Raw genomic sequence first — 23649 nt, forward strand, 5'->3', positions numbered from 1 at the left:
AAATGGCACAACGCGGAATTCGCGAATATGACGGCAAGAGGGTGTTGTTTCAGTGGCTGTCGAAGGATTTTCCACAGCTCAAGGGCCGGGACGGGAAGCTGGTTCTGATTACCCCGGAAAGCAGGGAAAAAGATGTTCTGAAACAAAATCCGTGGCTCAAAAAGGAAAAGCTGGTCGCCAAGCCCGACCAGTTGTTCGGCAAGCGCGGCAAGCATGGCCTGCTGTGCATCAACGCCGACTGGAAGAAGGCGTGGGGCTGGGTTTCCGACCGGATGAACAAGTCCGCGAAAGTGGGCGAAACCACCGGCGAACTGACCCATTTCCTTGTCGAGCCGTTCACGCCGCACGCAGAGGATGACGAGTTTTATATAGCGATGCGCACTTTCCGGGACGAGGACGTGATCTATTTCTCGACCAAAGGCGGCATCTATGTAGAGGAGAACTGGGATAAGGTGATCGAGATCAAGGTTCCCACGCTTGCCGCTGTCGAAGACGTGAAGCTCAACCTTCCCGCGCTGGGCAAACGGCAGGAGCAGGTCGAGAAATTCATCCGCAGCCTGTTCGGGTTCTACCGGGCGGCCGGGTTCACCTATCTGGAAATCAACCCGTTCGCGTTCAACGGCGACGATATCATTCCGCTTGACTTTGTGGCCCGGGTGGACGATACGTCCATGTTCGAAACCGGCAAGCTCTGGGGCGAGCTGGAATTTCCGCCGGCGTTCGGCATGCGCAAGACTCCTGAAGAGCAGTTTATTTCCGAGCTTGACGAAAAGAGCGGCTCGTCGCTAAAGCTCACCGTGCTCAATTCCGAAGGCCGGATCTGGGCGATGGTGGCCGGAGGCGGCGCGTCCGTGATCTATGCCGACACCGTGGGCGACCTCGGTTTTGCCAAAGAGCTCGCCAACTACGGCGAGTATTCCGGCGCGCCCACCGAGGAGGAAACCTACCAGTACGCCAAAACAGTGCTTGACCTCATGACGCGCGGCAAAAAACGCGCCGACGGCAAGGTGCTGCTCATTGGCGGCGGCATCGCAAACTTTACCGACGTGGCCAAAACTTTTACCGGCATCATCCGCGCTCTTGAGGAGTTCAAGCCCAGGCTGATCGCGCACAAGGCGGAGATTTATGTCCGCCGCGGCGGCCCGAACTATCAGGAAGGGCTGGCGCGGATGCGCAAGGTGGGGGAAACGCTCGGCGTGCCGATCCACGTTTACGGGCCCGAAACCCATATGACGAAAATCGTGTCTATGGCGCTTAAGGGAGGCAAATAATGAAGCCTGAAATTTTCAGCAGAGACACTACAGCCATTGTTTACGGCAACCAGCAGAAAGCCATTCAGCGCATGCTGGATTTCGATTATGTGTGCCGGCGGGAAACCCCGTCGGTCGCCGCTATAGTCAACCCCGGCAAGAAAGGTTTTTCGAAGCTGTTTTTCGGGAAAAAGGAAATCATCATTCCCAATTACCCGGACACCCGGTCGGCGGCGGAAGCGCATCCCGGGGCTGACGCGTTCATCAACTTCGCGTCGTTCCGCAGCTCGTATGAAACGACGATTGAGGCTCTCAATATCAAGACGATCAGGTCGGTGACGGTAATCGCCGAGGGTGTGCCGGAGCGGCGCGCCCGCGAAATCGCCGCGCTGGCACAGAAGCTCGACAAGATGGTTATCGGGCCCGCTACGGTGGGCGGTATCAAGGCCGGCTGCTTTAAAATCGCCAACACCGCCGGCACGCTCGATAACATCATCGAATCGAAGCTGCACCGGCCCGGTTCGGTCGGGTTTGTTTCCAAATCGGGCGGCCTGTCAAATGAATGCTATAACATCATCGCCCGCAACACCGACGGTCTGTACGAGGGCATTGCGATCGGCGGGGACGCCTATCCCGGCTCGACCCTGCTGACCCACATTATGCGCTACGAGGCGATCCCGGAAGTCAAGATGATCGCCGCGCTGGGCGAAATCGGCGGCACGGAAGAACTCAAGATCGTGGAAGCGTTAAAGGCCGGCAAGATCAAAAAGCCGCTCGTGATCTGGGTTTCCGGCACCTGCGCCAAACTGTTTCCCGCCGGGGTGCAGTTCGGGCACGCGGGCGCGAAAGCGAACTCGTCGCTTGAAACGGCCGACGCCAAGAACGAGGCCCTGCGCAAAGCGGGCGCGGTGGTGCCGGACTCGTTCGATGATTACGGTGAAAAAATCAACGCCACCTATAAAAAGCTTGTCAGAAAAGGCGTAATCAAGCCGGCGGAAGAGATTATTCCCCCGGTCGTTCCGATGGATTTCGCCGACGCGCTTAAAGAAGGCAAGATCCGCAAGCCGACGGCGTTTATCAGCACCATTTCCAACGACAAGAAGAGCGAACTTGAGTATAACAATATGCCCATTTCCAAGGTTATCGGCGAGGATATGGGCGTGGGCGGCGTTATCGGGCTTTTGTGGTTCAAGCGCAAGCTGCCGGCGTACGCGCGCAAATACCTTGATATCGTGTTAATGCTTACCGCGGACCATGGCCCGGCGGTTTCCGGCGCGCATAACGCGATTGTGGCGTCGCGCGCGGGCAAAGACATTATTTCGTCGCTGGCGTCGGGCCTGCTCACGATCGGTCCCCGCTTCGGCGGCGCGATTGACGGTGCGGCCCAGAACTTCAAGCGCGCCCGCGAAGCCGGGCTCACGCCCGAGCAGTTTGTGCGCGACATGAAAAAGAAAAACATTGCCATTCCCGGAATCGGCCACAAGGTGAAAAGCGTGACCAACCCCGATATGCGCGTGACGATGCTCAAGGCGTATGTGAAGAAAAACTTCAAAACCACGCCGCTGCTCGACTATGCGCTGGAAGTCGAGAAGCTGACCACCGCCAAGAAAGGCAACCTCATACTTAACGTTGACGGCTGCATAGGCATCACGTTTGTGGATTTTCTGACCAGCAGCGGTCTGTTCAAGAAAGAAGAGATTGACGAAATGATCGGGCTCGGCTGTCTTAACGCGCTGTTCGTGGTGGGCCGGTCCATAGGTCTTTTCGGCCATATCTTCGACCAGAAGCGGCTGAAGCAGGGCCTCTATCGCACGCCGTACGAAGATATCGCTTACATGACCGACATGTAATCGCTGCGGTACAGTTCTCGCGCCGGAACGGAGTTTCCCGTTCCGGCGCGTTTTTTTTGTAGAATGAGTGGAGTAAATCTTTTGAGTCGGGCGGTTGTTATGAAGAAGCTGGGCATGATTTTGTTTCTGGGCGCTTTTTGCCTGTGCGGCGGCGCGGCCCGCGCGGCGGTATTTGTCATTTCGAGCGATCCGGAAACCGAGGCCGACAACCGGCGCGCGGAAAAAAAGTATTTGCTGGAACAGGGCAGACTGGCTCAGGAACAGAAAATCCAGGACAGCAAGAATACCTGTTCCAATCAGTTTGACACCGATAAATGCCGGGAGGCGCTGGTTAAAATCGCCGAAGCAAAAGAAAAGGAAAACACGGCCGAACAGTATCTGGCGCAGGCGCTGGAATATGAAAGGAAGTCTTTTATAAGCAGGCGGCGCGGCCGGGTGGATCTGTTCCGGGTGTTTACCCGCAACGCTTCCGACGCCGTTGATTCCGCCAGGCGGCTGAAGGCTGAAGCGGCGGAAGAGCTTGAAACGGCCCAAAAAATGCACGAGGAGTCTACGGCGTTTGACGTGCGGGCCGATGAGGCGAAACGCGCGAAAACAGAAGCCGAGAAAGAAGTCCGGGCTGCAAAAGAAAAAACTCTGCGCGAGAAAGAACTGAAGGATATGGACTCATCTCAAATGATTCAGATCGGTCAGCATTAGCGTCGTTTTTTGCGAATTCAAGGCAAGAGAGAACCCCCCGGTTTCTATCCGGGGGGTTATTAAATTCCGCTTACAAAACACGGTGCGTTGACAGGGTGAGTGTGTAACTCCGCTGGCTGGGTAAACGAAGGTTGCGGAAGAAGAAAACCCCCGGCGCAAGACGGGGGCGGTTCATCTGTTCGTATTAGGTCGCGGACGCGGTTTGCATGGCAAGGAAGTCTGAGCGGCATTGCGGCCGCAATACCGGGCGCACGGTTTTGGGAAAGGCCGCCGGTGGTAAAACGGGCCATGAAACCGTGAAGTCGCGCTAGCGCTTGAAATCCGTCTGGTCTATTATCTCGCCTTCTTTGTTGTAAACGGTGAGGCTGAAATCCCGGCCGTTCACAATAATATGCCCGAAACTGAACTGGGGAATATATTTTTCACTCAGCGCATTTTCTTCCAGCTGTTCGCTTAGCGGCGGTATGCCGCCCGCGCCGAACGTAAAATACCGCACTCCGTCAGTGATGACCTTGCGGTCGGTGCGGATGGGAGCGGTTCGCTCATACGCATGGTCAAAGCCCTGGAAAACGGCCTGCACGCGGTATTTTTCAAAAATCGGGACGAGAACCCGCCGCAGTGCGGCATTGTTGTCGCCGCCCGGGCCGCTGGAATAAACCGGATGGTTCAAGACCACGAATTTCCAGGGCACCCGCGTTTTTGAAAGCACTTTGTTAAGCCATTCGATCTGCGTGCTGCCTGCTGAAATTGCCGGGGCGTTTTTTGCTTTGTCTATGCCGGAGGTGTCGAGAAAAATGAACCGCGCGCTGGCGGTATCAATGAAATAATAGCGCGGTCTGGGGGTTTCGAAAACCTGGAAATAGTTGCTGAGCGCATTTCTGACACTGTCTTGCTGCGCGCCGTAATCATTGGGGCCCAGCGCGGCGTAGAGCGGCATGTGCAGGAGCATGCGTTTGTAGGGGGTGAAAAATTCATCATCCGCCTCGCGCAGGTTGCCGGTGGCGGTCAGGTTGCCGGTATGGATCAGAAAATCCGGCGTGAAAGTTTCCATTTGCGAAGCCAGTTCGAACTGTTCGCCGGAACCGGAGCCGGAATTTCCGAACACTATGAAATCCATCCTGTTTTTGGTCGGTTCGGACAGGGTTTTGAAAGACCCCTCCGCGGCCTTGTACGTGTTGGTGCTGTCGGGAACGGTCAGATAAACGTTGTAGCAGTAGTCTTTGTCGGCGGGCAGTCCGTAGATCTTCACGTTATGGCGCAGCCCTTCGGACAGTGTCATGTAGACTTCACAGTTAGGCGCGGGCCCGTAGTTTATCCAGGCCACGGTGGAAACGTCGGAAGTGAACCTTATGGCTGCCGCGTCTGACCTGACGGAATCCATATACGGTCCACGCACGATTTCCGCGCCGTAAAGCGGGACGCACGCAAATAGCATAGCCAGTAGAGCCGTTTTGTGCAGTTTCATAAACTCCTGCGAATATGACGCTGTATCGCGCCAGCTGACTGTCGGGTTACTGTAGAAATTCTAGCGAAAATGGCCGAGTCTTACAAGGCGCAATGTCGGATGAGCCTTTTCAGTGGAAAAGAATCTTTGATTTAGGTATATTAATTGATATCAAGGCGGTGCCAGTGTGAAAAAAAAGGAAAAGAGACAGTTTAAACGTGTTGAATCGCGGTATATACTTAATTGCCGCAAAATTGAAGAAAACACCTGCGGTGTCGACGCTATCACGAAGGATATCAGCGCGGCGGGCATATTGTTTGAGGCGCCTTCTGCGTACGAGCCGGGCGATATTCTGCATATAGAGATGACGCTTCCCGGCTGGGAGTTGTTCCGCGGCGGCAAAGCCGCAGAGGACGAAGGCTTGCCGGAAGACGTGCATTCGGTGCTTGCAACCGTAGTGCGCGCGCTTAAACATTCCGACGGGTTTTATGAAGTGGCTGTCTGTTTCAACGAGCTGGACGACACCGATAAGCGCCTGCTCGCCGATTACTTTAGCGACCGGTATGCAAAATTCGACGAGCTGTAAGCGCCGGGCCGAGCTGGAATTCAAGTGGTCGGTTCCGGTTGAAGCAGGCATGCGCCAGTTTGCGGCGCGCGCGCTTGCCTGCGCAGGCCATGCCGGACCCGCCGGGCATATCGCAAATCTTGATTACTATTTCGACACTCCCGCCCAAAAGATAGCCGGCATGGGCATGGCGATGCGCCTGCGCCGGTCGTCCGGCAGATACGAATTGACCGTAAAATCCGCCACCAGACTTGAAAACGGACTGGCGCGCCGAACGGAAACCAGCGTTCCGTTAGCCGCCCGTTCCGATGCCGCCGCCTTGCGCGAAGCCGCGGCCCGGAATATTTTGCGGATTGCTCCTTCCGAGCTGGCTGTTCTGTTTAAAATTCACAACCGCCGCACCGATTACCGGATTAAGTATAAAACCTGTTCGGCTGTGTTGAGCCTGGATGATGTAACCATTTATCTGGCGCAGAAAGCCGTGCGCATGAAAGAAATCGAACTGGAATTTAGCGGGGGTAAACTGGCTGATTTCAAACGGCTTGCGGCTGTGATAACGGGCTCGGCGGGGCTGTTGCCGTGCCGGATGTCAAAAGTGGCCACTGCCCGGGCCGCGCTCTCGGTTTTCGGCGGTTGAGTTCCGCTGGCTCTAAAAACGGATCCCGGCGCATGCGCGCCGGGATCCGTTTTTAGAGCGTTGACTCAAACCAGTGGTTCGCCGGTTCGGAGTTCTTTCGTTTTGTGCAGCGCGTTCAGGCGGCTGTGATGCCGGCCGTACACGGTGTAAATTATCAGCCCGGCCCCGATCCACGCACAGCCACGTCATCGTGTCCAGCCCGGCCATCAGATAGATACAGAACGCGATCCCCAGCACCGGTATAATGTGCCCGCCCGGTACACGGAACGGACGGGGCCGGTCGGGATCTTTCACCCTCAGTATCATAATGCCGACGCAGACAAGCACAAACGCGAACAGCGTGCCGATGTTGCAGAGGTTGGCCATTTCCGAAAGAGTGGTCACGCTGGAACCCACCGCGACAACCACGCCAGTCCAGATTGTGGTTACATGGGGGGTCATGTATTTCGGGTGCACCTTGGACAGCCCGCCCGGCAGCAGGCCGTCTCGGCTCATCGCGAACAGTATGCGCGGCTGCCCGATCTGAAACACCAGCAGCACGGCTGAAGTTGCCACCACCGCCCCTATGCTTATTAATGAAATCAGCCAGCGGCTGGCGTGGTTATATTCCAGCGCGGTCGCAAGCGGTTCGGCAACACCGTTTCTGAGCGCGTCAAGCGGCATCATGCCGGTAAGCGCGGCGGTAACCAGCACATAAATCACGGTGCAGGCCAGCAAGGAGCCGATTATGCCGATCGGCATATCGCGTTTCGGATTTTTTGTTTCCTCTGCTACCGTTGAAACCGCGTCGAACCCGATATAGGCGAAGAAAATCGTGGCTGCGCCGATCTGTATGCCTTTGAGTCCGCCCGGCGCGAAAGGGGTCCAGTTTTTTACGTCGAAATAATAAAAACCCGCGCCTACGAAAATCGCCAGAATCGCCAGCTTGAAAATCACCACCGCATGGTTAAAGCGGGCGCTTTCCTTTATGCCGATAACCAGCAGCCAGGTGATCGCGAGCACTATCAGCATCGCCAGCAGGTTAAACACTATGGGTATGCCGAAAAGGTGCGGAACCGCCGTAAGATCGCTGCCGGCTTTTACAAACGACATGTAGTCGCACCGCAGCCACAGCGGCACCGACATCCCGATCGTGCTTTCCAGCAGGCTGTTGAAATAACCGGCCCAGCTGATCGCCACGGCCACGTTGCCGATCGCGTATTCCAAAATCAGGTCCCAGCCGATCAGCCAGGCCACCAGCTCGCCCATTGTAGCGTAGGAATAGGTGTAGGCGCTGCCGGAGATAGGCACCATAGCTGCGAATTCCGCGTAACACAGCGCGGTGAACCCGCAGGCTACAGAGGTGATGAGGAACGAGATCATCAGGGCCGGCCCGGCCGGATAGCCGCGTGACGCGCCTAGCGCAGCTTCCCCTATCATCGCGAAAATGCCCGCGCCTATAATAGCGCCGATCCCCATCATCGTAACGTCAAACGCGCCCAGCACTTTTTTAAGTTCATGGCCGCGTTCGTGCGAGTCTGCCAGAATGCTGTCTACGGATTTTGTGCGGAACAGTTGTTTGAGCATGTGATCCCTTGATTTGAAAATGCAATATTTTAATTTAACATTTTAGGAATCGTCAGGCAACAAAACGGATCCTGCAATGAACGTTGAAAACCGCGCGCCGGCTCCAACCTGTGGGCCGGGCGGCGGTTTTATTCGCGAGCGGGGGGGGGGCTTATCGGAACTTTTCTTCGGACATTTTTGCCGCGCCCAGCATCGTCGCGCTGGTGCCCAGGCTTGCTTTTAGCAGTTTCACTTTCCGTTTGAAAGTGGCGCAGTAGGTGAATCTGTTAATGCTGGCGGTGATGGGTTCAAGCACCAGCTCCGGCATGACTTCAACCATCTTGCCGCCGACAATAACCGCCTGCGGATCAATAATGTTTATGACGCTGCCGAGCGCGATTCCGATCAGGTCGGTTTTACGGCGGATAAGCGCGGCTATAGCCGCGTCACCCTGGTCAATCGCCAGTTTGAGCACCTTGCTGGTTATGCGGCGCACGTCGCCGCCTGAAAGGTTTAAGAGCGCGGGAGCTTCGCCGCGCGCAGCCAGAGTGGCGGCTTCGGCGGAAATAGCGGTGCGGCTGGCCAGAGCCTCCAGGCACCCGTAATTTCCGCAGCCGCATCTGGGGCTCATGTCGTTCATGAAAATATGACCGAATTCGCCCGCCGCGCCGAACGCGCCGCAATAAAGTTTTCCGTCCAGAATAAGCGCGCCGCCGATCCCTGTTTCAAGAAAAATTCCGACCGCGTGGCGCAGGCCTCTCGCCGCGCCGAACTGGTGTTCCCCGTACAGGCCCATGTTCACGTCGTTGGCGACAATGGTGGGCACGCCGGTCCGTTTTCCAATCTGCGAGGCGAGCGCGTAGCCGGAAAGAAACGGCAGCGTGGGCGAGCCGATCACGGTAGTCAGATCTTCGTTCACCACACCCGGACAGGCGATGCCTGTCGAAGCCAGATCTTTAGTTTCAAGCCCGCATTCGGCGAGCGCGCGGTCGAGCAGGCCGGTGGTTGTTTCCAGCAGATAGGCACGGCCTTCCTCTGACACATTGCGGGCCTGCGCCGTCGCCAGAGGTTTGTAGTTGCGATCAAGAACTGAAACCGTGATTTTGGTGCCGCCGAGATCTATCCCGGCCCGGAAAACCTGCTTACGCGAGTTCATAACACTCCTCCCCAGAGGTGCATTATCCTGCTGCGCAGACAACTTACATTTTGCCGCTTAAGGTTCGGGCTATTTCTTCCTGCGTGGTTACGCCCATCCAGAGTTTTTCAATGGCGTCAATGATCATCGGTTTCATGCCGGACGCCAGCGCATTGGCGTGTATTTCCGCGAAATTGGTTTTTCCGCCGGTCATTATCAATTCACGGGTTTTCGCAGTTACCGGCAGCAGTTCGAAAATGCCTATCCGGCCGCGGTAGCCCGTGAACGCGCATTCGGGGCAGCCTTTGGCTTTGAGAAACCGTCCGCCCGTGCTTTTTATCAGTTCGGAAACGGCGTTTGTCTGAGCCGGGCCAAGTTCTTTGATCAGTTCGGCGAAAAAGTTGGCGTCCGGCGCGGTCGGCTCGGCGCATTTTGAGCATACTCTGCGAACCAGCCGCTGTGCCAGTACGCCGGTAAGAGTGGAGCCGACCATATAAGGTTCAATATCCATGCTCAGAAACCGGTGCACCACTCCTATTGTGGTGGCGGCGTGCACGGTGCTGAAAATCATGTGGCCGCTGGTCGCCGCGCGCAGCGCGATTTCGGCGGTTTCCTTGTCGCGGATTTCGCCCAGCATGATTATGTTCGGATCCTGCCGGAGAATACAGCGCAGCGCTTCCGCAAAGCTGAAGCCGGCTTTCCCGTTGATCTGGGAATGGGTGACCCGTTCTATTTCATACTCCACGGGGTCTTCAACTGTCATGATATTGAGTTCCGGCGAGCTTAATTCCTGCAAAATACTGCATAAAGTGGTGGTTTTGCCCGACCCGGTCAGACCCGCCACAATGAACATTCCGCTGGGCGTCTTGATCATGCTGCGCAGTTTTTTCAGCGTCTGCACGGTAAAACCCAGAGATTCCAGACTTACCTTGCCTTTCCCGATATCGAGTACGCGCACAACGAGTTTCTCGCCGTGCATGGTGGGAAACGACGACACGCGGAACTGAACCGCCCGCCCGTCAACCATAGCCTGAAAGCGGCCGTCTTCCGGCGAATAGGCTGTCGCCGCCTGCGGGGGAAAACCGGATAATACCCTTATTCTGGCTGTGATCGGCAGATTGGTTTTCGGGTATTTGATAAGATCGCGCAGCATGCCGTCAACCCGCATTCTGATCGTCACGTCGTTGGCCAGCGGCTCGATATGGATATCGCTGGCGCCTTCTTTAACGCAGTAAGACAGGATCAGCCCTGACACCCTTGTCGCTAATTCGTTGGGATTGGCGCCTTTTGACTGGGCCATAACGGAATTTACCAAAGAAAAAAGGTTCTGGTCCATTTTAAAATTGATATCGGTATTCGCCATTTAAAAGCCTCTCCTGTTACAAATTACGGTATGCGCAAACGAATATGCATAAATGATATCATAAAAAAAGCTGTCGGATTAGCGATTTGCGTGTCTGGAGTGTGCATGGGACTTGTGATTGTTGTGCTGCTTGCGCTTTGTGCGCCCGGCGCCGGGCAGATCTATAACGGCGATTACGGCAAGGCCGTTTTTTTCGGCGGCGTGTTTCTGGCTTTACAGCCGGTTGCGGCGCCTCTGGCCGTGCGGTTTTTTAAAATACGGCTGCTGAAAAATGTTATTGTGGCGGCGCAATGGATAAACAGTCTGTTTATTGCGCTGGTGATTCTTTCCGTATTTGACGCGTTTTTCTCGGCTTACCGGTTGTATTCGTCGTTTTCGGCAATTTCCTGGGCCGGGCTGGCCTACGGCGCTGTTTATGCAATGGGCGCCGTTTTTTGCTACAAAAGACTGATGGCTTCGCCTTATCCGGACATGCTGGCCGGGCTTGACGGTTTTGTTTCAATTATCCGGCCTGAAAGCAAAAAAGGGGGAATATGAAGCTGCGGTATGATTTCATTGCCGGGCCGGACGATAAAACACTGCATGAAATAATGTCGCTTTTCGAAGAAAGCGGCTGGGCCGAGGGTGAGCCGGCTGAATTTTACCGCCGCATGATCGGCGGGTCGGTATGTTTTCTGATCGCGCGGTATGGCGGGGAAACCGTCGGTATGGCGCGCGCCATAGGCGACGGCGTTAACGACGCCTATATTCAGGATGTGTTTGTGGCGCCGGCCTGCCGCCGCAGGGGAATTGCCGCCGAACTGGTGAGAAGGCTGGTGGCTGAACTGAAGACGCGCGGGCTGAGCTGGATCGCGCTTGTGGCGTCCGGCGGCACGGACTCGCTGTACCGCCGCTGCGGGTTTGAAAAAATGAGGGACTGCACTCCCATGATTCACGGCAGCGCCGTTTACTGAACGCTTATGTCATTTTCCTTCGTGCCGCTTTCTCCTTCTGACGGAACGCTTCTTTCCGGGTATTTCGCCGGGCAGAAATACAGGCTCAGTTCGTATTCGCCGGGCGTGGTTTCCGTATGGAACAACTGCGCTTACAGCAATTTTTTCGCGGAAACCCCGCACGGCCTGCTGATTTCGGAGCAAAGCGTCACGGAACCGGACGCGCGGTGGCTGTTATTGCCGGTCGGCGGAGCGGAACCCGCTCCGCCGGCACTCGCCGCGCTGGCCCGTTCCGCGGGGATCGGCAGGTACCGCTTCGTGCCGGGCGGATATCTGGAACGGGTCCCGGCGGCCGAGCTGGAAAAATTTTTCATTGCAACCCGCGAGCGCAACTGCGACGATTATATCTACCGCCGCGCCGATCTCGCCGATCTCTCCGGTCACCGTTATTCAAAAAAACGCAATCTGATCAGGCAGTTTGAGCGGGAATATCTTGCCGCCGGGCGTGTGTCTGTCGAGCCGATCACCGAACCCGCGCTGGGCGACTGCCGGGAATTCGCCGGGGAATGGTATCGCGCCAAGTCGGAAAAATTTTCGCTCTGGCCGCAGGATATGGGGTGTGAGCGGAAAGCGTTTTTCCAGACGCTGGCCAATTTTTCGGTTATAGGCGTGCGGGGCATTGCGGTGCGGATTGACGGCAGGGTTCGCGCCTTGGCGATCGGGACAGGGCTGACCGCCGATACCGGCGTTCTTAATTTCGAGAAGGCCGCCGGCGATTTCAAGGGACTCTATCAGTTCCTCGACCGCGAGGCGGCGCGCCGTATTTTCGAGGGTTATGACTATATCAGCAAGGAAAACGATATGGGCGACGAGGGCCTGCGGCAGGCCAAACTTTCCTATCATCCCGCGCATATCGAGCAAAGCTGGGCGCTTGACCTGCGCTGAATCGTTTGTCATGCAAAAAAAGCCGGGGCCAAAAGCCCCGGCTTTTTTTATATCGGGTTTCTGCTACTGGTCCGAGTACGGGTCACCCGCTTTCTGCAATACATAGTAGGAGGCTTCGTTGTTGTATTTGGAAGCGGTGTCCACTATCGCTGAACCGGGATAGAAACCGCCGTAGCCGGAGCGGCCGGGATCGGCTTCGATCGTGAAGGAAAGCACTTTATGCGCGCCGTACGACCAGTCGCAGGAGTCGCCTGTCGCGGGATAAAGTTCGCTGGACTGCATCGCCCTGTAGCCGGTTATCGCGGCTATTTTCCTGGCGATGGTGATGTGCGCCTGAAGATCTTTTTTATCCTCCAGCTGATCATACACGTCGCCCCACGGATAGAGCACCATCTGGCCGTAGGTGTGGTATGAAATCATGATTTTCATGTTGGTGTAGGTGTCAAAAAAATTCTTGACGGCGGAGCTTTCCGGTTCGGAAAACGCTTCCGGCCCCTGATAGGTTTCCGAGCCGGGGTTGGTGGAATCGCCGCCCCAGTGCCAGCCGTAATTGCGGTTAAGATCAACCCCGATGCTGGAAGAATTCGGCAGTTTCGCTCTGTTCTTGCGCCACCAGGCGTACTGGCCTTTGGCAATGTCGTACTCCGCGCCGTCGGCGTTTACCATGGGAATGATGAACACGTCGCGTTCTTGCATGAGTTTTTTAACTTCCGGCTTTGCGCTGTTGTCGGCGAGCCACTGCGCGAAAGCCAGCGGCAGTTCCACGCTCAGATGTTCGCGCGCGTGATGCGCACCCAGATAGGCGACGCCGGGTTTTTTGCTGACTCCCGTTTTCTCGGTGCTGTTAAACCGCAGCGCCCAGATCTCGCGGCCTTCGAATGTCTTGCCGATGGACATCAAAGTAGTCAGATCCGGCAGCTTTTCGTTGATTTCCTTGAGCACGCCGTACATTTCGCTGTAGTTGTGATAGCGGGCGTCCTGAGGCGGGAAATCTTTAATGAAATTCAGATTGAAATCCGCCAGTGTGGCCTGATAAGTGATTTTGAACCCCAGTTTCCTGATCTGCGCCAGGCTTTCCGAATCTATGGTTCCGCTGACGTATTTGCCGTTGAACGATTCAAATGCCAGACCGTTTTTTTCCAGCATTCCGCGGTCTTCCCGCGTCGGCGCCTCCACGGTTACCCAGAACCGGCCGTTAAGAGGACTGTCGGTCTTGTCCGGTCCGGCAAGCGCTGGCCTAGCGTGCGGAAGCCCGATCTTGTCAATTTTTACGGAAGCGGCAGCATTAAGCTGCGAAAGGGACGACAGTGAATCCGCCGCTTTTTGTCCGCAATAAGCCTGCGGCGCGAAAAAAGCGAGCGCCAGAAAAAGTCTGATCATCGGTTTCTCCTTGTTTTGCAACACTATATCTGTATTATAGGGTATTTTGAGCGGTTTTGGAGGTGCTTTGTGCCTGTGTCCGGCCTGGGCCTATAGGCCCAGGCCGGGTTTTTGTGATCCATCAGCGCCGGCCACAGGCAAACAAAAATAAATTCAGGCTACTGCAATATCGGCAGGAAATACCGGCGCACCGAGTCGAGATGATATTCTTCGTTGAGCGATTTCAGCTTTATTGCCACTCCGGTGAAATAGGAGCCGTGCCAGATTACGGTCGAATTGAGCTTTCGCAAATCCGCATAGGCCTGTTTTGAATCCGCCGGTATCTTCTTAACGGTTTTTTCCGGATCGCTCAAATCGTTGCTGTAGTCAACCGCTTTGGCGCCGGATCGGGCCGCTTTGCCGTGCAGATACGCAGACAGAGCCAGGCGGTACGGTTCCGCGGACTGGTCTACCTGTATGTTTACATCGGCCGCTTCAATGGCGTTTGAAAAGAGATCCTTTTGTGCCCACAGGTTGATCCAGTATCCGACGTTGCCCGGTTTTGCGACTTTCGCTTCAATGCCATACATCGCCAGGTCTATGCCGATAGCGGTTTTCAGCACGGGCGCGCTTGGCGAAAGCGGGGAACCGAGTGTGATGAATTTATCAATCCGCACGGGCGATTTGCTGTTTTCCAGCAGGTGCAGCGCGGCGTGTGATAAAACCGTGCCCCAGCTGTGCGCCACAAGATGAACCGGTTTCCCGGTTTTTGCGGCTTCTGCGCAGGCCTGTTCTATCCAGAACGCCACTTGTTTGAAATGCCGGGCGCTTTGTCCGGCGTCGCCGTTCCAGTCGAGCGATACCACGGCATATTTTTTCCCGGTTTCCGGCAGCCTTTTAACAAGGAAGTCATTTAAATAGGTTCTGGGGATATATAGCGGGTCGCCATAGTAATGGCTGTCTGTTTCCAGCATTTGCGCATACTGGCGGGCTACTTTTGCCTTGAGCTCTTTGCGTGTGTGGCCCGACAGGAAATTGTAGATGCCCAGAATGTTTTTTAATTCCACGCCCCGGCCGAATTCGGTAAAGTCCAGCCCGCGCACGGACAGTACGACCGCGTCGCAGTTGGCTATGTCGGTAGTGTCAAGGACAAGCGGAACAGGCTGGTAAGCTGGCGCCGCGCCGTATCCGCTGATTGTGAAAATTCCCGGGGTGCACAGCCCCAGAAGCAGACTTGAAAGTATTTTCTTGCCGAGCATGGTGAGTTTCCTTTGAGCGAAGTTGCAAAGCCGGTCTGGTTGCCGGAATCCTACCCGTATAAATTATATTATTATGGAAGGCAAATGTCTAAAAGTCTTTGGCCTCGGTTGTTCGCGGGGCCGTTCGGGCAGGGCGCCGCTATGGCAGAAAGGCAAGACCGGCTACGCCAAGCCCAAGCAGGGCGGTCAGCCGGAAAAGATTCTGCGCGGTGATGTCATAGCCCGCGACAGTCATTATGAGGCGCGCCCCCTTGACGGTGGTTGTTATTGCGCCTGCCGGGCAGATCTCCGCGCATTTGCCGCAATGCACGCAGAACGGGGAGATTTCAAAGTGTCCGTCTTTCGTCCTGTCTATGGCCAGCACCGGGCAAACCGCCGCGCATTTGCCGCAATCCGTGCAGGCGGAACCGATGGTCAGCCGGTATGGGTTAAGCCGTCCGGCAAAAGACTGCCAGGCCGCAAACGGGCAAATGCAGCCGCAAAAAATCCGCCTGCCGCTCAACAGCGGCAGTATAAACAGGAACAGCAGGCCCGCAGCGGTCATAAGCATGGCCGCCGTGATGCCCGCGCCCGTGTCCAGCTTTAAAAAACTCCAGTTCATTTTCAACGGGCACAGCCACACGCAGAACGCGGGCGTAAATGTAAGGAAACTCAATAAAAGGAAAATCAACAGTATCACTGCCGATACATATCGCGTTTTTGCGGGTATCCGCCGCGCCAGGATACGCCAGCTGGCGGGCAGCAGTCCTGAGGAGGCTTCATCCAGCCCGCCGTAAAGGCACATCCAGCCGCACCAGCTCCGGCCCAGGAAAGCCGCGAGCGCAAGCAGAATCATTCCGCCGCTGAGCGTCAGCCATGCGGTTCCGTGCCCGTTTACAAGGGCCGTGATGTTTGTCCTCAGCATAAACAGCAGATCGCAGGATTGCGCGATATGGCAGGGGATCCGCTCCGCGTTATGGCCCGCAAGCCACGCGGGCGGAAAACCGCCGCCCGCCGCTTTCAGTTTCACAAACGCGCCGGCCGCCAGCGTTATGAACAGCGCGCTGCGCCAGAAAGCCATTTTTCCGGTTTTGAAAATATAATATGCCGCGCAGGCTACAAGCGCGCACCAGACCGGCCAGAAAAATTCCGCGCCGCCGCGCGGAGCAGTATACCAGCCCAGCGGAACCAGTATGGAAAATACGAGCAGCGCGGGATACGCCGGATGCGGAGGGCGGGTGAAAGTGATCATTGCGTTCAATCCGGGTGCAGGAACCGGCCTTCGGAATTAAAAGAATCATTTTCGCTGAAATGCGAGGCGGTGAATGTCAGCAGGGTTGTGTCTTTGGCGGTATAGCAGTTCGCCGCAAGCCCCGCTTTCTGGGTGCAGAGCTCGCTTAAAAATTCCTCCCTGGTTTTTAACTTCTCCCATACCTGCGGCAGAAACACTCCGCTTTTCCCGCCGGATACGACAATCACGCCGTGTACTGCCGGTTTGATGGCGCGCCAGCCGGCGGCAACCGCCGGCTTTGACAGGATTGAAATCTCGATCGTGACGTCGTTTTCCTCTTTCGGCGCAAGCGGCGCGAACCGGTAGTCCGACGTTGCCGCCGCGCGCGCGTAATAAGCCACCGCGTCGTTAAGCGCGCCGTGCAGTTCCACCGTGCCCAGGCAGCCGCGCAGCGTGCCTTTTTTTGTAAGAGTTACAAATACCGCCGCCGGCAGGTTGAGGACGGGGTCGCTCGTGTGCGGAATCTGGAACCGGGCGCCGGTTATCCCGGAATGCAGCGCCTCGCGCGCGAGTTTCAGAAGATGCCGTTTTTGCTGTTTTGTGAGGCTGATTGCGGCGGCGGGCGCATTCGGGGTTTTTAAAAAAAGCATTCCGCCGTAACCCACAACGCTCGAAGCCGAACCGTATTGCGACTGTGCGGAATTGGCGTATGCCACTTGCTGAGCCCGGTTCGCGCCGGCGGCTGCCGCATATGCCAGCCCCGCTTCAAGCGCGGCTTTGCCGCAGGTTGTGCAGGAAAGGCCTTTAAGCTCTTTCGCCATGATGATCCGGTCGGTCAGCGCGAAATAATGGGGATCCATGAATTCCAGCGCTTTCAGGATCGTCAGGTCCGACAGTTCCGCCGTATTCTTGTCGGGGTAATGCGACAGATCCGCCGATATTACGCACAGCGTTGTTTCTGTGTCCACCGCTTCCGCCAGCGCGCGGCCCGTTTTTACGGCGGCATCCGTGTCGAGATCGCCCAGCGCTACCGGGATGATCCTGAAATCTTTCAGTATTGTCTGCAGAAAAGGCAGCTGCACTTCTATTGAATGTTCCTTTTCGTGCGCCCTGGGCAGGTTCTTAAACAGCCGGTTCTTTAGCAGTCCGGCTATTGTTTCGGTGTCCGCTGCAACCGTGCCGAGCGGAGTTTCGAAATCTTCCGAGGTCAAAAGCGCACCCTGCCCGGCCGACGCATGCGCCGTGCCCAGTATGATAACCGTTTTATAGCTGTCAGCCAGGCGGCGGTAAACTTTCCCGGCCGCTTCGCCGGAAAAGGTATAGCCGGCGTGCGGAACCAGCGCCGCCTCGGCGTGCACTGCGGGTTCGCCTTTTTCCGGCGCAAGAAACCGATTCATCAGGTCCCGCAGTTCCTGCCTGTCCGCCGGATAGAATTGCCCGCAGGCATAACATGCGCGCGCTTCGGCGCGCGCCGGAACCTGCCATGCAGGCAGTGCCAGAGCGGCGGTCAGCACGGCGATTTTTAAAGCCGGTTTTAAAGGCATCGTTTTTTACCGGGGGGCTGTTGCGGCCGGACTGTCCAGCCGTCCGCCGGCGGCGCGCCGCACGCTGCCGCCGTTATTGATGCGCTGGCGGCAAACACCCGCCGCTGCTTCCGGCAGGAAGCAGCGGCAGCGGCAGCGCAGGCATTGCGCGCCAAGGCAGGTTTTTCGCTGCGCGGTTTCCGTGACGGCGATCCTGCTCGCCGGGCGCAGCAGCCCCGCGCGCGAAAAAGCGAACAGCGCGGCCAGCATGATGATCGCCGTTAGCGGTACGAACGCCGCCAGCCGGGCCGCGCCGCCAGCCCCGCGCGCGGGAGCGGAAGTCACAGATCGTGATGTTCGGCGATTATGTTCCACGCTTCCTTGCCCGTTTCCGCAAACCGGAACAGATTGACGTCTTCGGCGTTGATAACGCCGTAGTCAACCAGTTTCTTGAAATTGATCACATCGGTCCAGTATTTCTTTCCGACCAGAATGATCGGGAACCGGCGTTTCTTTTCGGTCTGTACCAGTGTCATCGCCTCGAACAGTTCGTCAAACGTGCCGAACCCGCCGGGGAATACCACCAGCGCTTTTGACCGCATCATGAAATGCATCTTGCGGATCGCGAAATAATGGAACCGGAACGCGAAATCCGGCGACACATAAGGGTTCGGGCCCTGCTCGTGCGGCAGTGTTATGTTAAGCCCGATGCTCTTGACGCCCGCTTCGTAGGATCCGCGGTTGGCGGCTTCCATTATGCCGGGCCCGCCGCCGGTAACTATCATGAATTTGCCTTTGGTGTTCTGAGCCACCAGATGACCGAACTCGCGCGCAACCTCATAATATTTCGCCATCTTCAGCAGGTTTTTCGCGCCCAGCAGCTTGTTGCAGAGAATTTTATTGTCCGGCTGAAGCTGGCAGGCTTTTGTCAGTTCGCGAATCCGGGCAAGAGCGGTTTCCTTCGAGCAGATGCGCGCGCTGCCGAACACTACGATGGTGGAATCCACTCCGTATTCCGAAAGCGTCATTTCGGGCTTGAGCAGTTCCAGCTGAAAACGCATGGGGCGCAGTTCTTCCATGCTCATGAAGTCCTGGTCGTGGTACGCTTTGCGGTATGACGGAGCGGCATGCAGCGCGGCCACCATTTTCTCCTTGTCTATATGTTTTTCCGGCTGAAACACCCGGCTTTTCCTGAGCTGGTTTTTCACTTTTTTTGAAAGCATTTCGATTTCTCCTTTGCTGAAGTGCGTGTATGGGCGGTGTGCCCGTTTTTCAAAAACTTTTCCGTGGCGGCGGCTATCCCCTGGTCATCCAGCCCGAGCAGGCTGTATAACTGGGCGGGTTTGCCCTGTGTCACATACTCATCGCCGATACCAAGCATTTTGAGCCGGAAGTCCCTGCCCGCCGCCGTCAGATATTCGGCGACGGAGGAGCCGAACCCGCCGGCCAGCACGTTATCCTCCACGGTGACCACAAAGCTGCTGTCCGTCAGGGCTTCCTCTATTATCGCGGTGTCGAGCGGTTTGATGAAGCGGATGTTTATGACTCCGCAGTCCAGCCCTTTGCCGGCCAGGCTTTCCGCCGCGCGCAGTGCCGGACAGACCCTGTTCCCGGCGGCGATTATCGTGCAGTCCCTGCCCCGGCGCAGCCATTCGCCTTTCCCGAACGGCAGATCTTTCAGGTCGGAATCGAGCGCGACGCCCTCGCCTGCGCCGCGCGGATAGCGGACCGTTACCGGTTTGCCGCAGTCCACGGCGGTTTTCAGCGCATGCTGAAGCTCGTTCTCGTCTTTCGGCGCGATGATGCTCATGCCGGGAATGTTCCGGAGAAAACTGTAGTCGAATACGCCGTGATGCGTCGGCCCGTCCTCGCCCACAACGCCCGCCCGGTCGAGCGCAAGCACCACCGGCAGATCCTGCAGGCAGACATCGTGCATCGCCTGATCGTAAGCGCGCTGCATGAACGACGAGTATAACGCCACCACCGGTTTCGCCCCGTCGGCTGCCAGGCCGGCCGCGAACGTCACCGCGTGTTCCTCGGCTATTCCCACGTCGTAGTAACGGCCGGGATATCTGTCGCGGAACGCATCGAGCCCGGTGCCTTCGGGCATGGCGGCGGTTATCGCGGTCAGTTTTTCATCGGCGGCGGCAAGTTTTAGCATGGTGTTTGAAAATACCTTGGTGTAGGAGGGCGCGCTCCTGGCTTCGCTTTTATTCTGCACCCCGGCCTCCTTGTCGAAAATGCCGACTCCGTGATAGGCGATCGGTTTTTCCTCGGCCGGTTGGTAGCCTTTGCCTTTCTGCGTGACCACATGCAGAATTACCGGCCCTTTTATGTTTTTCACCGTTCTCAGGGTTTCGATAAGCTGGTTTACGTTATGGCCGTCCACCGGGCCGTAATAGGTGAAGCCCATTTCTTCAAACAGCATGCCCGGAAACAGCATGACGCGCGCGCGCCGCGCCACTTTCACGAGCCCGTCGCCGAAAGTTTCAAATTTCCGTTTGAGAAAATCCTCCATCCGCTGCTCGACTTTCTGCACGCTTTCCTTGGTCAGCAGTTTGGTGAGAAAAGTGCCCAGCGAGCCCACGCGGTTGGAAATGAACATCTGGTTATCGTTTACCAGAACCAGGATGTCCTTGCCGAGCTGGCCGGCGTTCTGCAGGGCCTCGTAAGCCATGCCGCCCGTCATGCACCCGTCCGACACGATCGCCACCACCTTGTTCGTTCCGCCGCGCTGGTCGCGCGCGGCCGCCATGCCCAGTGCCGCCGACAGCGCGGTGGAGGCGTGGCCCGCGCCGAAAGAGTCGCATTCGCTCTCGTGGCGTTTTAAAAAGCCCGACAGCCCGCCCAGCTGGCGTATGGTGCCGAATTTTTCGTACCGCCCGGTCAGCAGTTTGTGCGTGTAGGCCTGATGGCCGGTGTCAAACACCAGTTTGTCGGCCGGAGTGTCGAATACATAATGGAGAGCCGTGATGATTTCCACGGTGCCCAGGCTGGAACCGAGGTGCCCGCCAGTGTGGCTTATGGTGGAAACAATCGTTTCACGGATCTCACCGCACAGCTCCGGCAATAACTCCTGCCGAAGGTGGCGGACGTCCTGCGGTGTGCTTATTCGCGGTAATATTTTCATCTGGTCGTTTTCCTTTCCGCCTAATGCGTTCGGCCGAGCATGAACTCGGCCAGCGCGTAAAGCGGAGCCAGTTTCCTGCGGTCAGCTCCGCGTATGCCGTTAAGCGCGGCGGCGGCTTTGCTGGTTTGGCGGCGCGCGTGTGAGCGTGCCGCGTCAAGGCCGTAAAGGGTTACATAGGTCAGCTTGCCGTTGGCGGCGTCGCTGCCGAGTTTGCCGAGTTTCTTCTTGTCGGCGGTTACGTCTAAAATATCGTCGGTTATCTGGAAGGCAAGGCCCGCGCTGTCGCCATAAGCGCGCATCCGGGCCAGATCGCCCGCGCCCGCGCCGCCGAGCGTGGCGCCCATTTCAACGGCGCAGCGCAGCAGCGCGCCGGTTTTATGCAGGTGAATGTAGCGGAGAATATCCGCCTTGCCGGGAGTTTTCCGTCCGGGCGGAAGCGTGAAATAGGAAATGCCTTTCTTCACGCCCGTTTTCACCGCGCAACTGCGGCGCGTGTCGCCGTTAAGCAGGCCCTCGGCGAAAATATCCGACGATTGTCCGCCCACCATGCCGCTCGCGCCCGCCGCTCGCGCCAGAAGCGCCAGCGCTTTGAGAGTGCGCGCCGGCCCGACGGAGGACTTCCCGGCGCAGGCCGCGCAGGTTTCAAAAGCGAGCGTGAGCAGCGCGTCGCCCGCCAGAATGGCGGTCGCTTCTCCGAAAACGGTATGGCTGGTCGGTTTGCCCCGGCGGAGCGTGTCGTTGTCGAGAGCGGGCAGATCGTCGTGTATGAGCGAATAGGTATGCACCATTTCGATGGCGCAGGCGGCCGGCTCGGCGTCGGACGCCTTGAGCCCGAACGCTTCCGCAGCGGCCAGCACCAGCGCGGGGCGCAGCCGTTTGCCGCCGGCGGATAATGAATAGTTCATGGCGTCAAGCAGCGCTGCCGGGGTGTCCGGCACGGAAAGGATGCGCCGCGCCAGCCGTTTCTCGATATAGGAGGCTTTGCCGGACAGGTATTTCTCAAGATTGCAGGTTTGCGTCATCATTTTTCGCCGCCGTTAAGGAAACAGTATCTGGAACCCCAGTCTGTGCGAGGCTCCGAACGCGCCCTGATGGATATAGGCGTAGTCAAGCCTTATGCCGCGGAAGAAATAACCTTCCTCGGTGAAGCGGTCAAGGCAGAGGCCCGCGCCGAACGTCAGCCCGTTGCCTGTATCCTGGCCGGTGCGGTAGCCGGCCCGGAGCTGGAACATCTGCCGGATATTGCTTTCAAGCCCGAAATTGAAATACAGATCGCGGTCACTTTCTTTTACCGCGTCGCCCAGCGCCTTGAGGATCAGGACACGTTTGCGTGCCAGAAAATCCGTCGCGATTCCGAACCGGTAAGTGAGCGGAAGACTGTATGTTTCAGTGTCGAAATTCTGTTTGCCGCCGATATTCTGGAGAGCCGCACCCAGCTGGACATGCGAAGCCGGCACGAAAATCACGCCCAGATCTGCGGCCATGGAGGAGGAGGACGCGTCGTCGAGCCGTTCTTTTATGTATCTGATCGTGGCGCCGTAAGCTATCCTGAAAGTCTGGGGCCGGTAACGCTCGATATCCGGCAGTTTGCTCCAGTCAGGCACCAGCAGCATCCGGTCATGGGTATTCTTGTCCTCGTGAAAATAAGGATAGGAGTTGGCGTAATTGAGCGCGAACAGCATGTGCGACGAACTGGTCTGGCCTATGCGCGAGCCGTGTTCGTCATACGCGTCAAAATCGTCGCTCGAAAGCGTGCTGAAAGCCGCTCCGATCCTGCCCCATTCGAAAGGCATCGCGCCGGCGAAATATTCCTGTTTGAGGCCCTCGATATATTCATTGTGCGAAAAAGATATGGAATTGTAATTGACCAGCCCGATGCCTGCGGGGTTGTACAGAATGCTGTCCACCGTGCCCGCGCCCGTATATGCGCTGCCGAGCGCGGCGGGAATGGCCGCCGTGGGGATTTTTAAAAAGTTGCCGGCTGTAGTGCCTGCTCCGCCTGCCACCGCGGGGCCGGCAAACAGGTTTGCCGCCATGAATATGGCGGCTGAGCGGGCCAATCTGGCGCGGACATTCTTTCGCATATTATACAATGATAGCATAATATCCCTAATCAAATATATCCACGCGCGCAATGCAGTTGACTTTCCATATTCTATCTATATATAATGCAATTATGTCTAAGTATGCCTTCACTCTGGCATGGCTGTGCGCGGGGCTGTTGTGCGCGGAGCCGGTTTATGCCGATATGGCGGGTACCAAATACTCCGTGAGCATGTTGAATTCCAATGCCGGCGGGGGCGGCGTGCTGTATACCGACTCAAGCGGCCGGCTGACTCTTTTGCTGAGCGTGGGGCAACTGGGCGTGCAGTCCGCCGGTGGTGCAAAATATTCGGTTAATTCCGGCATTATCAATTCGCTGCGCCCGGCTACGGCCACGCTTGATTTCTCATACGCGTATCCCAATCCCTTTAAAAAGCGGCTGGGGCATACGGTCGTAACCTTCACCAAACTGACCTATGACGCGGTGATAAAAATTTATACGGTTTCCGGCGAGCTGGTGAAAACGATCAGGAAATCAAGCAGCGTTGACAATATCGCCTGGGATGTCCGCAACGACGACGGGCAGAATGTGGCGAGCGGGCTGTATATTTATCTGATCGAGTCGGGCGGCCTCTTTTCGTGAACTTGCACGGCATAAACGGTCTGACGGGTACGATTTTTCCCCTCTTGCACAATTATTTCCTCATTTTCTCAGAACCAGAGATCTGTATGACCAGATACGTGTTATGGATGCAGACGG

Annotated in this window: 22 protein-coding genes; 9 read left to right on the forward strand and 13 right to left on the reverse strand. The window is 56.8% G+C overall.

The window, feature by feature from the left end:
- Nucleotides 1-2: 2 nt before the first annotated feature.
- From PHW69_01875 to PHW69_01885, 3 genes are all read left to right on the forward strand, one after another.
- Complete coding sequence (locus PHW69_01875) at nt 3-1271, forward strand: ATP citrate lyase citrate-binding domain-containing protein (GenBank protein ID MDD4003938.1); 1269 nt, start codon at nt 3-5, stop codon at nt 1269-1271.
- On the forward strand, nt 1271-3100 hold the full coding sequence (locus PHW69_01880) for a citrate/2-methylcitrate synthase (GenBank protein MDD4003939.1): 1830 nt from the start codon (nt 1271-1273) through the stop codon (nt 3098-3100). Before PHW69_01875 ends, PHW69_01880 begins: the two co-directional genes overlap by 1 nt.
- Nucleotides 3101-3199: 99 nt before the next feature.
- Complete coding sequence (locus PHW69_01885) at nt 3200-3799, forward strand: hypothetical protein (GenBank protein MDD4003940.1); 600 nt, start codon at nt 3200-3202, stop codon at nt 3797-3799.
- 307 nt (nt 3800-4106) lie between these two features.
- Here the strand turns inward: PHW69_01885 and PHW69_01890 are convergent, their stop codons facing one another.
- The gene (locus tag PHW69_01890; GenBank protein ID MDD4003941.1) at nt 4107-5234 is read right to left on the reverse strand and encodes a metallophosphoesterase; all 1128 of its coding nucleotides are present in this window, start codon (nt 5232-5234) and stop codon (nt 4107-4109) included.
- A 196-nt stretch (nt 5235-5430) separates the two neighbouring features.
- Between PHW69_01890 and PHW69_01895 the strand changes: the two genes are divergently transcribed.
- Together PHW69_01895 and PHW69_01900 are read left to right on the forward strand one after the other, a co-directional pair.
- Nucleotides 5431-5829 (forward strand): PilZ domain-containing protein, encoded by a 399-nt coding sequence (locus tag PHW69_01895; protein ID MDD4003942.1) that lies wholly within the window; start codon nt 5431-5433, stop codon nt 5827-5829.
- A complete protein-coding gene (locus PHW69_01900) occupies nt 5807-6445 on the forward strand; it encodes a CYTH domain-containing protein (protein ID MDD4003943.1) in 639 nt (212 codons plus the stop codon). Before PHW69_01895 ends, PHW69_01900 begins: the two co-directional genes overlap by 23 nt.
- A gap of 12 nt (nt 6446-6457) precedes the next feature.
- On the opposite strand, the gene PHW69_01905 is transcribed toward PHW69_01900, so the two are convergent.
- The 3 genes from PHW69_01905 to PHW69_01915 all read right to left on the reverse strand — a co-directional run bounded on the left by PHW69_01905 (nt 6458) and on the right by PHW69_01915 (nt 10488).
- Nucleotides 6458-8011: an amino acid permease gene (locus PHW69_01905; protein MDD4003944.1), complete on the reverse strand. Its 1554-nt coding sequence runs from the start codon at nt 8009-8011 to the stop codon at nt 6458-6460.
- Nucleotides 8012-8162: 151 nt separating this feature from the next.
- The gene (locus PHW69_01910) at nt 8163-9146 is read right to left on the reverse strand and encodes an ROK family protein (GenBank protein MDD4003945.1); all 984 of its coding nucleotides are present in this window, start codon (nt 9144-9146) and stop codon (nt 8163-8165) included.
- 43 nt (nt 9147-9189) lie between these two features.
- Nucleotides 9190-10488: a GspE/PulE family protein gene (locus PHW69_01915; protein ID MDD4003946.1), complete on the reverse strand. Its 1299-nt coding sequence runs from the start codon at nt 10486-10488 to the stop codon at nt 9190-9192.
- Between the two features lie 105 nt (nt 10489-10593).
- On the opposite strand from PHW69_01915, the gene PHW69_01920 reads away from it, so the two are divergent.
- From PHW69_01920 to PHW69_01930, 3 genes are read left to right on the forward strand one after another with little or no spacing between them, the layout of a single operon-like run.
- Nucleotides 10594-11025, forward strand: a complete 432-nt coding sequence (locus tag PHW69_01920; GenBank protein MDD4003947.1) for a hypothetical protein — start codon at nt 10594-10596, stop codon at nt 11023-11025.
- Entirely contained in the window at nt 11022-11441 is a 420-nt protein-coding gene (locus tag PHW69_01925; protein ID MDD4003948.1) for a GNAT family N-acetyltransferase, read from the forward strand. The genes PHW69_01920 and PHW69_01925 overlap by 4 nt, the downstream gene beginning before the upstream one ends.
- 6 nt (nt 11442-11447) lie before the next feature.
- Nucleotides 11448-12365 carry a phosphatidylglycerol lysyltransferase domain-containing protein gene (locus PHW69_01930; GenBank protein MDD4003949.1) on the forward strand — a complete coding sequence of 306 codons (918 nt, stop codon included), beginning with the start codon at nt 11448-11450 and terminating at the stop codon, nt 12363-12365.
- A 63-nt stretch (nt 12366-12428) separates the two neighbouring features.
- Here PHW69_01930 and PHW69_01935 read toward each other — a convergent pair whose 3' ends face one another.
- The 9 genes from PHW69_01935 to PHW69_01975 form a co-directional block, all read right to left on the reverse strand.
- A complete protein-coding gene (locus tag PHW69_01935; protein ID MDD4003950.1) occupies nt 12429-13745 on the reverse strand; it encodes a M14 family metallopeptidase in 1317 nt (438 codons plus the stop codon).
- 158 nt (nt 13746-13903) lie between these two features.
- Nucleotides 13904-14983, reverse strand: coding sequence for an alpha/beta hydrolase (locus PHW69_01940; protein ID MDD4003951.1), 1080 nt, complete (start codon nt 14981-14983; stop codon nt 13904-13906).
- Between the two features lie 139 nt (nt 14984-15122).
- Entirely contained in the window at nt 15123-16214 is a 1092-nt protein-coding gene (locus PHW69_01945) for a 4Fe-4S binding protein (GenBank protein ID MDD4003952.1), read from the reverse strand.
- Between the two features lie 5 nt (nt 16215-16219).
- The gene (gene amrB / locus PHW69_01950) at nt 16220-17737 is read right to left on the reverse strand and encodes an AmmeMemoRadiSam system protein B (protein MDD4003953.1); all 1518 of its coding nucleotides are present in this window, start codon (nt 17735-17737) and stop codon (nt 16220-16222) included.
- Between the two features lie 6 nt (nt 17738-17743).
- Nucleotides 17744-18061, reverse strand: coding sequence for a hypothetical protein (locus PHW69_01955; protein ID MDD4003954.1), 318 nt, complete (start codon nt 18059-18061; stop codon nt 17744-17746).
- Complete coding sequence (locus PHW69_01960; protein MDD4003955.1) at nt 18058-18939, reverse strand: TIGR00730 family Rossman fold protein; 882 nt, start codon at nt 18937-18939, stop codon at nt 18058-18060. Before PHW69_01960 ends, PHW69_01955 begins: the two co-directional genes overlap by 4 nt.
- Nucleotides 18921-20846: a 1-deoxy-D-xylulose-5-phosphate synthase gene (gene dxs, locus PHW69_01965; protein ID MDD4003956.1), complete on the reverse strand. Its 1926-nt coding sequence runs from the start codon at nt 20844-20846 to the stop codon at nt 18921-18923. Before dxs ends, PHW69_01960 begins: the two co-directional genes overlap by 19 nt.
- A 20-nt stretch (nt 20847-20866) precedes the next feature.
- The gene (locus PHW69_01970) at nt 20867-21871 is read right to left on the reverse strand and encodes a polyprenyl synthetase family protein (GenBank protein ID MDD4003957.1); all 1005 of its coding nucleotides are present in this window, start codon (nt 21869-21871) and stop codon (nt 20867-20869) included.
- Between the two features lie 12 nt (nt 21872-21883).
- Complete coding sequence (locus PHW69_01975) at nt 21884-22930, reverse strand: hypothetical protein (GenBank protein ID MDD4003958.1); 1047 nt, start codon at nt 22928-22930, stop codon at nt 21884-21886.
- 92 nt (nt 22931-23022) lie between these two features.
- Here PHW69_01975 and PHW69_01980 point away from each other — a divergent pair, with 92 nt between their 5' ends.
- Nucleotides 23023-23532, forward strand: coding sequence for a T9SS type A sorting domain-containing protein (locus PHW69_01980; protein MDD4003959.1), 510 nt, complete (start codon nt 23023-23025; stop codon nt 23530-23532).
- The last annotated feature ends 117 nt before the right edge of the window (nt 23533-23649 follow it).

This window comes from Elusimicrobiaceae bacterium (assembly GCA_028700325.1).
Lineage (GTDB): Bacteria > Elusimicrobiota > Elusimicrobia > Elusimicrobiales > Elusimicrobiaceae > JAQVSV01.

What these genes read in the sequence shown, in the direction of transcription:
- PHW69_01910 (MDD4003945.1), bottom strand. Translation starts at nt 9,146, where the DNA reads ATGAACTCGCGTAAGCAGGTTTTCCGGGCCGGGATAGATCTCGGCGGC.
- PHW69_01920 (MDD4003947.1), top strand. Translation starts at nt 10,594, where the DNA reads ATGGGACTTGTGATTGTTGTGCTGCTTGCGCTTTGTGCGCCCGGCGCC.
- PHW69_01885 (MDD4003940.1), top strand. Translation starts at nt 3,200, where the DNA reads ATGAAGAAGCTGGGCATGATTTTGTTTCTGGGCGCTTTTTGCCTGTGC.
- amrB (MDD4003953.1), bottom strand. Translation starts at nt 17,737, where the DNA reads ATGCCTTTAAAACCGGCTTTAAAAATCGCCGTGCTGACCGCCGCTCTG.
- PHW69_01960 (MDD4003955.1), bottom strand. Translation starts at nt 18,939, where the DNA reads ATGCTTTCAAAAAAAGTGAAAAACCAGCTCAGGAAAAGCCGGGTGTTT.
- PHW69_01900 (MDD4003943.1), top strand. Translation starts at nt 5,807, where the DNA reads ATGCAAAATTCGACGAGCTGTAAGCGCCGGGCCGAGCTGGAATTCAAG.
- PHW69_01905 (MDD4003944.1), bottom strand. Translation starts at nt 8,011, where the DNA reads ATGCTCAAACAACTGTTCCGCACAAAATCCGTAGACAGCATTCTGGCA.
- PHW69_01970 (MDD4003957.1), bottom strand. Translation starts at nt 21,871, where the DNA reads ATGATGACGCAAACCTGCAATCTTGAGAAATACCTGTCCGGCAAAGCC.
- PHW69_01915 (MDD4003946.1), bottom strand. Translation starts at nt 10,488, where the DNA reads ATGGCGAATACCGATATCAATTTTAAAATGGACCAGAACCTTTTTTCT.
- PHW69_01930 (MDD4003949.1), top strand. Translation starts at nt 11,448, where the DNA reads ATGTCATTTTCCTTCGTGCCGCTTTCTCCTTCTGACGGAACGCTTCTT.
- PHW69_01975 (MDD4003958.1), bottom strand. Translation starts at nt 22,930, where the DNA reads ATGCGAAAGAATGTCCGCGCCAGATTGGCCCGCTCAGCCGCCATATTC.
- dxs (MDD4003956.1), bottom strand. Translation starts at nt 20,846, where the DNA reads ATGAAAATATTACCGCGAATAAGCACACCGCAGGACGTCCGCCACCTT.
- PHW69_01935 (MDD4003950.1), bottom strand. Translation starts at nt 13,745, where the DNA reads ATGATCAGACTTTTTCTGGCGCTCGCTTTTTTCGCGCCGCAGGCTTAT.
- PHW69_01940 (MDD4003951.1), bottom strand. Translation starts at nt 14,983, where the DNA reads ATGCTCGGCAAGAAAATACTTTCAAGTCTGCTTCTGGGGCTGTGCACC.
- PHW69_01925 (MDD4003948.1), top strand. Translation starts at nt 11,022, where the DNA reads ATGAAGCTGCGGTATGATTTCATTGCCGGGCCGGACGATAAAACACTG.
- PHW69_01880 (MDD4003939.1), top strand. Translation starts at nt 1,271, where the DNA reads ATGAAGCCTGAAATTTTCAGCAGAGACACTACAGCCATTGTTTACGGC.
- PHW69_01890 (MDD4003941.1), bottom strand. Translation starts at nt 5,234, where the DNA reads ATGCTATTTGCGTGCGTCCCGCTTTACGGCGCGGAAATCGTGCGTGGA.
- PHW69_01980 (MDD4003959.1), top strand. Translation starts at nt 23,023, where the DNA reads ATGTCTAAGTATGCCTTCACTCTGGCATGGCTGTGCGCGGGGCTGTTG.
- PHW69_01875 (MDD4003938.1), top strand. Translation starts at nt 3, where the DNA reads ATGGCACAACGCGGAATTCGCGAATATGACGGCAAGAGGGTGTTGTTT.
- PHW69_01945 (MDD4003952.1), bottom strand. Translation starts at nt 16,214, where the DNA reads ATGATCACTTTCACCCGCCCTCCGCATCCGGCGTATCCCGCGCTGCTC.